The following is a 13,078-nucleotide window of genomic DNA, read 5'->3' on the forward strand; positions in this document are numbered from 1 at the left end:
TCCTTCTTGTGCGTGGTAGCGGTGTGTGTGGCGGCCGGGCAGTGAAAAGACTGGGTGGCGTCACAGCGATGAGTGATTGTATACAACTTATCGCGAACTTTGTAAGCCCGCATTTCTGCATTTTTTCTGCAGCGCGCGGTGAATAGGGCTTAGCAAGAAACTTGCCTAACTGGTCAGCTAATGGACAAAAGGTCGTTTGAAAGCAAGGATTACCCATCAATTGCCTTGCCGATTAAGCCAGCCGGGAGGATCGCAGGGTTTGTGATTTTTATTGTGTACAATTTTTTTAAAAAGTGTCTTAATCAGCCATCGCCGGCTTTTTCGATGCCCTGAAAAAGTGCAGGTTTCTCTTCTACTGACTTCAGGAGGCACGTAGACGCCATGGGACGTTTGACCACACACGTTTTGGACGCCGCACACGGCTGCCCCGGCAATCACATCAAGGTCGAGCTGTACCGCGTCCAAGGCGCGCAGCTGGAACTGGTCGCCACCGCCACGACTAACAGCGACGGCCGTTGTGATGCACCGTTGCTGCAAGGCGACAATTACGTCAGCGGTGTCTACCAGCTGCAATTCAACGCCGGCGATTACTACCGTGCCCGTGGCGTGCAATTGCCTGACCCCGCGTTCCTCGACGTGGTGGTGCTGCGCTTCGGCATCAGTGCCGAACAGGACCACTACCACGTGCCACTGCTGATTTCGCCTTACAGCTACTCCACCTATCGCGGTAGTTGAGCGTCACCTCGCTTCACACCCCCAAAGCTCTTCGTTGGTTTTTCGCCCGCCCACACTGCGGGCTTTTTTTTGCGCGTTGCGCGTTCAATTATCTAGTGCCTTTTGAATGCCGGTGATCCCTAGGCTGGGTCTTTTCCTCTTAGAGAAGAAAACCCATGACCTCGTCCCCCGACCACCTGGGCGTAATCCCCACTCCTGACCTTGCCGATACTGCCGACACTGCTGAAACGGCGTGGCAGGTTATTCGCGAGCAGTTGAGACGGCGGATTAATGCTGATGCCCATCCCAGCCGGCTGATCAATCAAATCGCTCTTGCCGATTGGCGTTGCCGTGCGTCGACACGGGCACTTACACGCCTGCTGGGGCACTCGCCAAAAATCTTGACGGTAATCCGCACCGAGCTGCGCAACGCCTTCGAGATTGACCCGGACAGCCTGCTGTTTACCGTGCCCAAGTTGCCAGCGTCACCGAGTGTGCCCGAGCATGTCGACAGCTTGACTGATCGGGCATTGTTGTTGCTGGTGCTGCCTTCGGTGCCGATCAACGTCAATCAATTCACCGGCCTGAGCGTCAAAGGCGAGCCGAATCGTCGGTTGCCCTATACACCGCTGGACGTACTGGAGCGCGTTATCGCGTTGCGCCTGTTTGATCGGCTGGCCCGTGCGCACACTGACTACTGGGCCACCCTGGTGCAGGGTGGGTGGCTCACGCGCCGTGAGCGTTGGGTTGAGTTGCACGCTCAGCTCTTTGCTGACCGGGCCTTTATCGCGCGGCAACTGGATGAGTTATCGAGTCGCGGCATGGCCATGGTCCAGGCTGTGATCGATGCCCCGACCGCTGAGGCGCGCCAACGTGCAGGTGGCAGCTGGGCCTGCGTGCGCGTGGGCCAGATGATGTGGCCTGGCACGCCTGCGGTTGCGATCCCCGGCGCATTACATTTTTTTCGCGAGGGCAACCCCGACGATGCACCGCACGTGATTTACCTGCCGGGTGTCGCGCGCAACTTCTATGAATACCCCTCGTTCGTCGCGCTTCAATGTGGCGTACTGGAGCTGAACCGGTCGCTGTTCCATGACCTCTGGCTTTGCTTGCCGTTAAGTCGCCGCAATGCCTTGTGCCAGCCTGCCGACTTGTCCCCGGCGTCCAGTGTTTTGCGTGGCCTGACGGTCACCGGCGATGCGTTGGCACTCAGCGCGCAGGCGCTGCTCAGTGAGCAATGGGGAAACGAATTGGCCTGCGCCGTAATGATCAATCACGACCATGTGTTTTCGACACAACGGCCTCGGCCACCACCGCTCACGGCGGGCCCTTTTCTCGCGCACGTAGAGAGCACCAGGAAGCGGTTGGTCGGCAGCGCTCGGCTCGGTGTGCTGGGTAATCAAATGCTCACGTGGGACCAGCAGCGACGACGCGCAGAAATTATCTTTGCCAGTACCGCATCCGGCTTGCCGCTGCGGACTGCAGAGCAGCAGATCAAACGGTACGAAAAAGCGCTGGTTGCACTGCTCGATCCGCAGGACCCCAGCGCTGAAACGCCCGCGTATCAGCAACTCATGGCGCTGCTAAGCCACCTCAAGGTGCAGGCCCAGGCGTTGAAGACGTTGACGCAGGGTGCACAGCAGCGACTGCTGGAGGTGGCGTTCTGGACGGAGCGCCCCGGTGGGGCCGGGACACCCAGGCGTGGCACCCTGTTCATGACGGCGCAGACCGAGGCACTGCGTTGTGAGGTCCAGTTGCAGCATCGGCTCAAGTTGCTCAGCACCGCTCATCGCGACCTGATAATCGAAGTGCTGGAGCAGCCGTTAGCGGCGAAACGCCTGGGCAGCCAAACCCAGGTGTTGTCGATCGCGGTGGGCAGCGATCCCGACGCCTTCTACCCACTCCATAACGTGTGGGTGGTGACCACCGCCGCAGCAGTGCGGGTTCCGACCCGCCAGCATCCGGTGGTGTTGTATGCGTTCGGGGCAGAGGGCGGGGTGCTGGGGTTTTCCGGATTGGAGGCCTTGACCCGTAGCGTCAAGGCGAGCCTGAGCAGTCGTGACGACTCGGTGCTGTGGGGCGGTGTCGAGCGCGATAAGCGTAACGACTTACGCGCCCATGCGCTGCGGGACAGCTTGTCGGTGCGCTACGTCCCCATCAATGGCAAGCCTGCGCTGGCAGCGCTGCAGAAAATGCTGGGGTCCTTTGATCGCTTGTACCAAAGCACCGAGGACATCACGCGGCTTTTCAGTGAGGTGAAGGATGCCGAACTGAGTCGCGCGCTGCTGTTGGTCGAGCTGAAAGAACAGCTGAAGGTGCCTGCCAATAGCGCTTTGGCACACGCCCTCGCCAATATTGAGCTGCTGCTCAAGACCGCCTCTGAAGCGAAAAAGCTGCCGACATGGCTGGCGGGCGCAACGCGCACCCAACGTAGGCACTTCAAACGTTCGCAGCGCCGTTACCTGAGCGGTGCCTTCGCCTATCAAGCCCGGCTTGAACAGCATCTGCCTGGCCTGGAAACGTTTGCACGCTGCGCCTTGAACGCCCGTTTGAGCGAGGACGCCATCTCCCCGCCGCTGGATATCGACCAGCCCTTTATTGATATGCCCGATGATGTTCACGGCAGCTATTGTGGGGGCACAAGCGCCTGCCCCGTGGGCGATCGCAACATAATATTGACCCCAAGCGCGACGCGTACAACCTTTAGTCTGCTGCAACTGGTGCTGCACAACCTGGACCCACTGGCGCCCTGGACACGGTGGCGATTGAGTCGCGCGCGTTTTCTGCAACCTGAGCGCAAACCACCGCTGGGTGCCGATTACCTGATCCGCATGGTGTCCTCGCTGGATATCGGTGGCCAATACGACGCCTTGATCAAGCAGACGTTTTACCCGCGGCTTGGCATCGACGACACGCTCAGTCAGGGGCGCATTCCCGCGTTATTGAATCGCGCATTGCACGCGGGCTTTGCGCACCATCTGCGCTGCGCAACACACGCGGGGCTCACAACACCGGCACAACGGGTGTTCAGCACGGCGATGGCGGCTCGAACAGCGCAGGACCTGCTGAAAAACCAGCATGAGTTGCAACTGTACGTGGTTCATCTGGTGGGGCACACGATGCAGCACGATCGCTACATCGCCGGGATAGTGCTGGTGCACGACAAGCGCTCCGGGCGGTGCGTTAGCTATTGGCCCCAGGCCACCACGCCAGCGTTGATCCTCACTGAATACAGCAGCCTGCAACAGGCCCATGATGCGTTGAACCGTATCGGCGCATTGCCCGATAACGCCAAGGCACTGGCGCGGCAGGTCGCCCCTGGCTGGGCGTTTGAGGCCATCACCCACCATCCGGGGCGCGTCGACAGGCTCGATCAGGCCCTTAACAGCCTGGAGCTGTCACCCACTGCTTTCATGCTCAAAGGGGTTTGGCACGGGCGCGAGTTTATTCGTTCATTCAGCGTCAAGCATCTGGAGCCGACGGCGTTGGCTGATGAGATCGAAAAGCAAACCCTTGAGCAGCTTGCCAGTGATCCGCAGCACGGCTTGGCACTGGTTGCCACCTCGCACTTCAACGCCCAGGCATTGCTGTACCACGCCAGCGTGCTTGAACTGCAACGTCGGACCCAGGCTGCGAGTCATTCCGGTAAAGCCCTTGACGCCTATCGAGCCCGTCGTCTTGGCGAGCAAAGCGATGCGACCCAGCGCAGGTTGGTGGCTTTTTTCAACCCATTAGTCGGGATGTTCAATGACTTCTATGAGTTGCTGTTGGCCGCGCGGCGTTATCACCGTTTCGGCGACCCGCACGATGCCATCGATGTGGGCTTTATGAGTGCCTTTCTGGCGATCGACGTGTTAGCGAACTTTATACCCGGCCCCAAGCCTGCGGGCGGTAGTGCGACGCGCATGACGCGGCCGGGACTGCGCCCGGCCCTGGGGCGGATACACCGATTGCGTATGACCACACACGAGATTTCGCGCTCTGCGCCGTCAACGGTGCCTCAACTCCAAGCCATCGCGCCATTTAGAACCAAGGGTATCCCGCAGGGCGCCGTAGCGTTGAAAGGGGTGGGAGAGAACGCAGTCCAGGTGAAAAATGGCGAGACCTTTGTCGCGGATGACACCCACCATTACCCGCTCTACCGGCGTGGCGACGAACAGGTGTTTCGTCTGAAAAACACGCAGGCGCCGGGTCAGGACGAACTGATCTTGAACATCCACCAGCCGCGGGAATGGCTGCTCGGTGCCGATAGGCCGCAGCCGGTCGCGGGAGCCAGTTCAGCGCTGCTCAACCCGTGGCATGCGCCGGTGTCGGCGGCGCCGGACTGGCGCCCCCCGATTGTGCGTTCGGCGACGGAAAGCAGGATTCTTCACTCATCCGCGACCGCGACCCATTGGGTCAGTTGGCGGATGGACATTGAGGTCAATCCGCAATTGAGCTCCCCGGCGCCAGGCGTGTTTCATATCCCGAGGGATGCTCGGGAGTTTGCCTACAATGTGCTGCGCGTGGCCCCGCCGAATACCCAACTGACCGATCCGCTCAGTGTTTATTACAGGTTGCTCCCCGAGGGCGGGCAGGCGCCGTTGAACCGTATCGTGTTTATTCACCGCAATGAGCAACTGGTTTCACTGGCCCGCGTCGATATTGAGCGTTGGACCAGCACGGCACTGGCTGAGCAGCCCCTGCCTGTGTCACGTACCTCAGCGGGGCGCTGGCAGGTGCATGCCCCCCTGTTCGACAGGCCGTTGCCAATGTATGTGGCGCAGGCGTTCCCAACCATGACCAGCAAAAGCCGAGAATTTACCGTTGCGAGGATACTTGAGTTATCAGGCCCGGAGCGCCCTGCAACGGCCAGTCACCTGCTCAACATGCGCGCGACGCTGGACGATTGGCTACCCGCGGCGCCCGCACGAGCGGGCCAGACGGATGATCTGCTCAGGATGCTACGGTCCAGTGAGACACGGACCGATTACCTGCATGTCGGTTACGAGGGCGCAGCGCCAGGCTTCACGCGTGTCGACTTCACACCGCCCGTCCCTTTGGAATCAAGGCTGCAGCGCGGGGGCAGATCCGTTGCGCGAGACCGCCAGGCCGTGCAGCGAGCGGCCGTCAAAAGCGTGCTGGAACAGCAGGGCTTCACGCTCCGGGTACTTGAAGGCGTACGTTACGCAAGAGCCACAGAGGAATTGGTGGCCATTCATCCCACTGCGCCAAACCGGCTCTATTACGTGGCTTACCAGTGGGTTGAGAAAGGGGGGATTTATATGGGCACCCGCTTTAAACACCGTTGGTTCAACGCACTCAGGCCCGGCGTGACCAGCGTGAGGTTGTCAGCCGAGGTCAGCAGTGCGCTGCGTGAGCAGCGCCTGGTTCGGATCATGGCGGGTATTCAGTGGCCGGACTGGAAGGACAAAGCGCCCTCCGTTTACTTCATTAAATTAAACCCTCGCGTTGAGTAACGACACCGCGCCGGCGCAACTGAACAAGGCGGCGCTGACCCGGTTGAACGCACTCTGGCCCGAGCCGCTGCGCAAATACCGCGCAGCACCATGGGCGCCCAGGCCGTAGGTCAGCTTGCAGAGCAGGTCGAGCACGGCCCAAGTGGCGATCATGACCAGCAACTGGGGCAAAAACGCCTGCTGGCTGTTGAGAAATTGCGGCAGGAAGGCCGCAAAAAACAGGATGTCCTTGGGGTTGCTGGCGCCCAGCACAAAGGCACGGCCAAACAGTGCGCTGAAACGTGGCACTGCTGGTGCTTGCGGGACGTCGGCAGCGCGGGCCGGTTGCCGTGATTGCTGCCAGCTTTGCCAGGCGAGATAAAACAGGTAAAGCGCACCGACGATCTTCAAGGCACTGAACAACTGCTCCGAGGCCAGTAACAAAGCGCCCAAGCCGAGCGCCGAAGCACTCAACAAGCAAATCGAGGCAAACACCCCACCCAGAAACGCCGGGTACGAGCGGCGCAGGCCGTAGTTGAGGCTGTTGCTGATCATCAGCAGCGACAGCGGGCCGGGAATCAGGATCACGATCAAAGCAGCGCCGCTGTACAGCAGCCAGGTTTCCAGGGTCATTTACAGTCCTCCACTCGTGCAAAAGCCCCACCCGAAGGTGAGGCGGTTTTCAGCCATTCCCGAACTACAGGAAGATAAATTTCGCGATAAAAATCGCGCACAACACCCACAGGCTGATGGAAATCTCGCGGTACTTGCCGGTGCCGGCCTTGAGCGCTACGTAAGTGATAAAGCCCAGGGCGATACCGTCGGCGACCGAGAAGGTCAGCGGCATCATGATTGCCGTGACAATCGCCGGAATGCTATCGGTGGCTTCATCCCAATTGATATGGGCCATGCTCGCCATCATCAGCATTGCCACATAAATCAGCGCGCCCGCCGTGGCATACGCAGGGATCATGCCGGCCAACGGCGCAAAGAACATCGCCGCCACAAACAGCACGCCGACGGTCACGGCAGTCAGCCCGGTGCGACCGCCGGCGGCTACACCGGCAGCACTTTCCACATAGCTGGTCACAGGCGGCACGCCGACCATTGCACCGAACACGCTGGAAGCACTGTCGGCCTTCAACGCGCGGGACAGGTTTTGAATCTTGCCATCCGCACCGACCAGGCCGGCGCGTTGTGCAACGCCCATCAAGGTCCCAGCGGTATCAAACATGTGCACAAACAAAAAGGCAAATACCACGCTGATCATGCTGACATTGAATACACCTTTCACGTCCATGGCCATCCAGGTCGGTGCCAGGCTTGGTGGGGTGGAGAGAATGCCGTTGTAGTGCACCAGGCCCAGGCCCCATCCGGCCAGGGTCACGGCGATAATGCTGATCAGGATGGCGCCGAATACCCGGTGGTAGCTGAGGATCGCAATCAGCAAAAAGCACACCGCCGCCAGCAGTGGGGCGGGCTCGTGCAGTGAGCCGAGCTTGATCAACGTGGCCGGGCTGTCGACGATGATGCCGGCGGTTTTCAGACCAATCACGCCTAGAAACAACCCGACACCCGCGCCCATGGCGTGGCGCAGGCTGACTGGAATGCTGTTGAGCAGCCATTCACGCACCCGGGACAGGGTCAGGCCCATGAACAGCACGCCCGAGATAAACACCGCACCCAGCGCTGTTTCCCAGTGGTAGCCCATGGTGCCGACCACGGTGTAGGTGAAGAACGCGTTCAGGCCCATGCCCGGCGCCAGGCCGACCGGCCAGTTGGCGTACAGGCCCATCAACAGGCAACCGAGGGCGGCGGCGATACAGGTGGCGACAAACGCTGCGCCGTGATCGATACCGGCGTCGGCCATGATGTTGGGGTTGACGAAGATGATGTAGGCCATGGTGATGAAGGTAGTGAGGCCGGCAATCAGCTCGGTCTTCACTGTGGTGCCATGCACGCTCAGTTTGAACAGGCGTTCCAGCCAGCCGCCTTGCGGTGCGGCGATGTCCAGCGTTGGGGCTTCGGATTTGCGGCTTTCCACAGCGAGTACTCCTCAAGAGTTTTATTGTTATTTCCAGCGCCGGTCACATGAGTGGGCAACGGCGCTTTGAGGTACTGGCGGGTTTTGTTGACTATAAGGTCAGGAACTCGCACGAAGCGAATTATGCTTTTGTATACAAATAAAGCAAATAATGTTTTCTGTTATGTGCGCAAAAGGGGATGAAAGGCTAATTTGCGCCACTCAGCGCCTGGTTGACCGCCAGCCATCCCGCCACCGCTTCTTCGCCGGCTTCGCTGAAGGCGCGTTGCAACAATTTGACTTGTTCGCGGCGCAATGACTGCTCGAAACGCAGGCCTTCTTCGCTCAATTCCAGCAGGCGTTTGCGCTTGTCGGTCTCGGACGCGACGCTGCTGACCAAGTGCATTTCCTGCAATTGGCGCAATGGCATGTTCAGCGCCTGTTTACTCACGCCGAGCAATTCCAGCAGTTGTGTCACGCTCAACGCGGGATAACGCGCGATGAAAAACACGATGCGCTGATGCACACGGCTCAGGCCACGGCGCTCCAGCATTTCATCGGCCTTGGCGGTGAACGCCTGATAGCCGAAGAAGAAGGCTTCCATGGCTTGCTGCTGGCTGCTCTGATTTTTAAGGTCAAGCATATTGACGTATCTACCCGGGTCGTCGTAATTTCGGTCAAGCAGTTTGACGTATTTCCTACGCGCTTTGCCACCGGTGACCTTATGGCCTTCTCTGAACGTGTTACGCGCCTCAAAAGCTCCTTGATTCGTGAAATCCTCGCCGCGGCCCAGCGCCCGGAAGTGATGTCGTTCGCCGGCGGCTTGCCGGCCGAAGCCATGTTGCCCGCGTTGAACTGGGACGGCATGCCCGTCAATATTGGCCAATATGGCATGAGCGAAGGCGAGCCGCACTTGCGCGAATTGCTCGCCGCCGAGGCGCGCGCACTGGGCGTGCCCTGCCAGGCCAGCCAGGTGCTGGTGGTCAGCGGTTCCCAGCAAACCCTGGACCTGGCCGCCAAGTTGTACATCGACAAAGGCACGCCGATCCTGCTGGAAGGCCCGACCTACCTGGCCGCGTTACAGATTTTCCAGCTGTTCGGCGCCGATTGCCTCACCGTGCAACTGGAGGCCGACGGTCCGGACCTGGCGGCGTTGCGTACCACGCTTGAACGCCAGCGCCCGGCGTTCATCTACCTGATTCCGACGTTCCAGAACCCGTCGGCCGTGCGCTACAGCGAGGCCAAGCGCGAGGCTGTCGCCGCGTTGCTTGATGAGTTCGGCGTGACCCTGATCGAAGACGAGCCCTACCGCGAGCTGACCTTCGATGGCGGCAGTGCGCAGCCGATTGCCGGCCGCCTGCAGAAATCCAGCTGGATCTACACCGGCACGGTCTCCAAGACCTTGTTGCCGGGCTTGCGCGTCGGTTACCTGATCGCCAGCCCGGACCTGTTCCCGCACCTGCTCAAACTCAAGCAATCGGCGGACCTGCACACCAACCGCGTCGGCCAGTGGCAGGCGATGCAGTGGATCGGCACCGAGCGCTACCAGCAGCATCTGCTGGAACTGCGCAGCTTTTACCGCGAACGCCGCGATGCATTCCAGGCCGCACTCGAGCGCCATTTCGGTGATTTGGCGGACTGGCAAACGCCCCAGGGCGGATTATTCTTCTGGCTGACCTTGAAACAACCGCTCGACACCCGCACCTTGTTGGCGCAAGCATTAGATCAGAACGTCGCGTTCATGCCCGGTGAACCGTTCTTTTCCGAGCCCGATCAGCACCCTGGCTCGTTGCGCCTCAATTTCAGCCATATCGACCCGGCCCGTTTGGACGAAGGTCTCAAGCGCCTGGCCGCGGTGGTCCGTCAAGCACAGCACGCGCAAGCGGCATAAGGGGAGCCCCATGTACAAGGTTTATGGCGATTACAGGTCGGGCAACTGCTACAAGGTCAAACTGATGCTCAATCTATTGGGCATTGCGTACCAGTGGATCGATGTCGACATCCTCAACGGCGACACCCAGACCGCTGAATTCCTGGCCAAGAACCCTAACGGCAAGATCCCGGTGCTGGAACTGGAAGATGGCACCTGCCTGTGGGAATCCAACGCGATCCTCAACTTCCTGGCCGATGGCAGCGAATTTTTGCCAACCGAGCCGCGCCTGCGCACTCAGGTGTTGCAGTGGCAGTTCTTCGAGCAATACAGCCACGAACCGTATATCGCCGTGGCGCGGTTTATCCAGTTCTACCTGAACATGCCGGAAGATCGTCTTGAAGAATACAAAACCACGCATAAGGGCGGTTACAAGGCGTTGAAGGTGATGGAGCGTCAGTTACAAGCCACGCCGTACCTGGTGGGCGAGCAATATTCGATTGCCGATATTGCACTGTATGCCTACACCCACGTGGCGCATGAGGGTGGCTTTGACCTCACGCCTTATCCGGCCGTGCAGGCATGGTTGAAGCGCGTGGCCAGCCATCCCGGGCATGTGGCGATGCTGGACTGATTCGTACCGATCAGAGATGGACGCCGGCTTGCCGGCGACAGCATCACCGCGCAACACCTGGGCACACGGGCAGTGTCAGGCTTCAGCTGGGTGGCCTGCTTGGTAGTTCTGTGTTCAGTAACTCGAAACACTGCTGCGCCGCCGGGCTCAAGCCCATCCCGCTGCGACGGATCAACCCGATCTCCCGGTTCACGCCGGGATGGTCGATGTTGATGCGCTTCAAGCCTTCCAGGCTGTCCGCCGCCGACTCCGGCAATACACTGATCCCCAAGCCCTGGCGCACCAACGCCAAGACGGTCGACATATAGTTGGCTTCCATGCCCGCATTCATCGTCAGCCGCGTCTGATCAAACAGTGCGTCCACGTGCTCTCGCACACTGCTGTCGCGCCCGGTGAGGATGATCGGCTGCGCCGCCAATTGCTCAAGGGTCAGTTGCCGATGGCGGGCGAGGGGATGCTCCAGGGGGACAAACGCGCACAGCCGATCATTCAACACCGGCACGAAATCCAGGCCATGGCTCAGCCGCGCCCGCACCCCGAGGCCGAAGTCCACCTCGCCGGACCGCACCTGCGCGTGAATGCGGTGGGCAACCACGTCATGCAGGCGGACTTCGATCCCGGCATAACGCTCGCGAAACAGGCGCAGGGCCGGGGGCAGGGCGCCGGCGCACACCGAGGGCAGTGCGGCGATGGTGACCACGCCTCGGCGCAGCGCGGCCAGGTCGCGTGAGCCGGTGACGATGTTGTCCAGGTCCAGCAGCAGTTTTTCCATGGGCGCGCGGGCGGCTTCGCCGGCAGCCGTGATGCTCACATGACGCGGGCTGCGATCAAGCAGGGCGACGCCCAGCCAGTCTTCGAGTTGCTGGACTTGTACGGTGAGTGCCGACGGCGACAGGTGCAGTTCGTTGGCCGCCTTGGTAAAGCTGCCTGTGCGGGCAACCGCCAGGAACGCTTGAATATGCTGGATCGAGTTTTTCATGGTGTGTTCCGATCATTTTGTTTTTGCGAACGTGAGCGGCCGAATATTCCAATTTACAAAGACTAACCCGCTTCCAATACTCCAGGGAAAACAATAACCGGCCAAAAAGGCCGCTCTGGAGTAACCCATGCTCGCTACCCTGGGTGTCATTACCATCCTGTGCCTGCTCGCTGCCGTCATGAGCAAGCGCCTCTCGCCACTGGTGGCCCTGATCGCCTTGCCGATCATCGCCGCGTTGCTCGGCGGGTTTGGCCTGCAAACCAGCGCCTTCATCATTACCGGGATCAAAAACGTCGCCCCTGTGGTGGGCATGTTTGTGTTCGCGATTCTGTTCTTCGGGATCATGACGGACGCTGGCATGCTTGACCCCATCATTGATAGCATCCTGCGTACGGTAGGGACGCGTCCTACACGGATTGTCGTGGGTACTGCGACCCTGGCGTTGCTGGTGCACCTGGACGGCTCGGGCGCGGTGACCTTTCTGGTGACGGTGCCGGCGATGCTGCCGTTGTACACGCGGCTGGGCATCGACAAACGCATTCTGGCCTGCGTTTGTGCGATGGCTGCCGGGGTCAACTTCCTGCCGTGGACCGGCCCGGTGCTGCGTTCGTCGGCGGCGTTGCATGTGCCGGTGGCCGAGCTGTTCCAACCGCTGATTCCGGTGCAAATCGTCGGTTTGGTCTTCGTGTTCGCCTGTGCCTGGTGGCTGGGCCATCGCGAAGAAAAACGCCTGGGCCTGGGCGCCGGCTCCACGGTCGATGCGGTGCCGCAACGGGTGCTCAGCGCCGACGACATCAAGCTGCGTCGCCCACGCTTGTTCTGGGTCAACCTGCTGCTGACCGTCCTGGTGATGGTGGTGATGATTGCCGGCTGGGTCGACCCGGTGGTGATGTTCATGCTCGGCACCGTGGTCGCACTGTGCATCAACTACCCCAATGTGGACGCACAGCGCGTACGTATCGATGCCCATGCCAAGACGGCGCTGACCATGGCCAGCATCCTCCTCGCCGCCGGGGTATTCACCGGCATCATGCAAGGCACCGGCATGCTCAAGGCCATGGCCGAAGTGGCGGTGGCGCAGATTCCGGCCGGCCATGGCCAGTTGATCCCGGCGGTGGTCGGGTTCATCTCCATGCCGCTGAGCCTGCTGTTCGACCCTGACTCTTACTATTTTGGCGTGATGCCGGTGATTGCCGAAGTCGGCAAGGCCCTGGGTGTCGACCCGCTGCAAGTGGCCCAGGCCTCACTGCTGGGGGTGCACACCACCGGGTTTCCGGTCAGCCCGCTGACCCCCGCGACCTTCCTGCTGGTGGGTTTGTGCAAGATCGAACTGGCCGATCATCAGCGCTTCACGATTCCTTTTCTGTTTGCCGCGTCGGTGTTGATGACCCTGACCGCGTTGCTCCTGGGAGTGATTTGA

The 13,078-nt window shown here is 60.5% G+C and carries 9 protein-coding genes; 5 read left to right on the forward strand and 4 right to left on the reverse strand.

What is annotated here, in order from left to right; translation table 11 throughout:
• The first annotated feature begins 381 nt into the window (after positions 1-381).
• Both uraH and JFT85_RS25020 read left to right on the forward strand, forming a co-directional pair.
• Positions 382-735, forward strand: coding sequence for a hydroxyisourate hydrolase (gene uraH / locus JFT85_RS25015; RefSeq protein ID WP_053257240.1), 354 nt, complete (start codon positions 382-384; stop codon positions 733-735).
• Between the two features lie 155 nt (positions 736-890).
• Positions 891-6,173, forward strand: a complete 5,283-nt coding sequence (locus JFT85_RS25020) for a dermonecrotic toxin domain-containing protein (RefSeq protein ID WP_201230612.1) — start codon at positions 891-893, stop codon at positions 6,171-6,173.
• On the opposite strand, the gene JFT85_RS25025 is transcribed toward JFT85_RS25020, so the two are convergent.
• The 3 genes from JFT85_RS25025 to JFT85_RS25035 form a co-directional block, all read right to left on the reverse strand.
• Complete coding sequence (locus JFT85_RS25025) at positions 6,153-6,785, reverse strand: LysE family translocator (RefSeq protein ID WP_201230614.1); 633 nt, start codon at positions 6,783-6,785, stop codon at positions 6,153-6,155. The genes JFT85_RS25020 and JFT85_RS25025 overlap by 21 nt on opposite strands.
• A 64-nt stretch (positions 6,786-6,849) precedes the next feature.
• The gene (locus JFT85_RS25030) at positions 6,850-8,196 is read right to left on the reverse strand and encodes an NCS2 family permease (protein ID WP_201230615.1); all 1,347 of its coding nucleotides are present in this window, start codon (positions 8,194-8,196) and stop codon (positions 6,850-6,852) included.
• 187 nt (positions 8,197-8,383) lie between these two features.
• Complete coding sequence (locus JFT85_RS25035; protein ID WP_053257236.1) at positions 8,384-8,818, reverse strand: MarR family winged helix-turn-helix transcriptional regulator; 435 nt, start codon at positions 8,816-8,818, stop codon at positions 8,384-8,386.
• Between the two features lie 81 nt (positions 8,819-8,899).
• Here JFT85_RS25035 and JFT85_RS25040 point away from each other — a divergent pair, with 81 nt between their 5' ends.
• Positions 8,900-10,066, forward strand: coding sequence for an aminotransferase-like domain-containing protein (locus tag JFT85_RS25040; RefSeq protein ID WP_201230617.1), 1,167 nt, complete (start codon positions 8,900-8,902; stop codon positions 10,064-10,066).
• Between the two features lie 10 nt (positions 10,067-10,076).
• Positions 10,077-10,679, forward strand: coding sequence for a glutathione S-transferase family protein (locus tag JFT85_RS25045; RefSeq protein WP_053257234.1), 603 nt, complete (start codon positions 10,077-10,079; stop codon positions 10,677-10,679).
• Positions 10,680-10,761: 82 nt separating this feature from the next.
• On the opposite strand, the gene JFT85_RS25050 is transcribed toward JFT85_RS25045, so the two are convergent.
• The gene (locus tag JFT85_RS25050) at positions 10,762-11,658 is read right to left on the reverse strand and encodes a LysR family transcriptional regulator (RefSeq protein WP_069551030.1); all 897 of its coding nucleotides are present in this window, start codon (positions 11,656-11,658) and stop codon (positions 10,762-10,764) included.
• A gap of 127 nt (positions 11,659-11,785) precedes the next feature.
• Between JFT85_RS25050 and JFT85_RS25055 the strand changes: the two genes are divergently transcribed.
• Complete coding sequence (locus tag JFT85_RS25055) at positions 11,786-13,078, forward strand: CitMHS family transporter (protein WP_201230619.1); 1,293 nt, start codon at positions 11,786-11,788, stop codon at positions 13,076-13,078.

The organism is Pseudomonas sp. TH04 (genome assembly GCF_016651355.1).
GTDB classification, from domain to species: domain Bacteria; phylum Pseudomonadota; class Gammaproteobacteria; order Pseudomonadales; family Pseudomonadaceae; genus Aquipseudomonas; species Aquipseudomonas fluorescens.

Excerpts from the sequence above, each read along its gene's own strand:
- uraH (WP_053257240.1), top strand. The coding sequence starts at position 382 with ATGGGACGTTTGACCACACACGTTTTGGACGCCGCACACGGCTGCCCC.
- JFT85_RS25020 (WP_201230612.1), top strand. The coding sequence starts at position 891 with ATGACCTCGTCCCCCGACCACCTGGGCGTAATCCCCACTCCTGACCTT.
- JFT85_RS25025 (WP_201230614.1), bottom strand. The coding sequence starts at position 6,785 with ATGACCCTGGAAACCTGGCTGCTGTACAGCGGCGCTGCTTTGATCGTG.
- JFT85_RS25035 (WP_053257236.1), bottom strand. The coding sequence starts at position 8,818 with ATGCTTGACCTTAAAAATCAGAGCAGCCAGCAGCAAGCCATGGAAGCC.
- JFT85_RS25040 (WP_201230617.1), top strand. The coding sequence starts at position 8,900 with ATGGCCTTCTCTGAACGTGTTACGCGCCTCAAAAGCTCCTTGATTCGT.
- JFT85_RS25045 (WP_053257234.1), top strand. The coding sequence starts at position 10,077 with ATGTACAAGGTTTATGGCGATTACAGGTCGGGCAACTGCTACAAGGTC.
- JFT85_RS25050 (WP_069551030.1), bottom strand. The coding sequence starts at position 11,658 with ATGAAAAACTCGATCCAGCATATTCAAGCGTTCCTGGCGGTTGCCCGC.
- JFT85_RS25055 (WP_201230619.1), top strand. The coding sequence starts at position 11,786 with ATGCTCGCTACCCTGGGTGTCATTACCATCCTGTGCCTGCTCGCTGCC.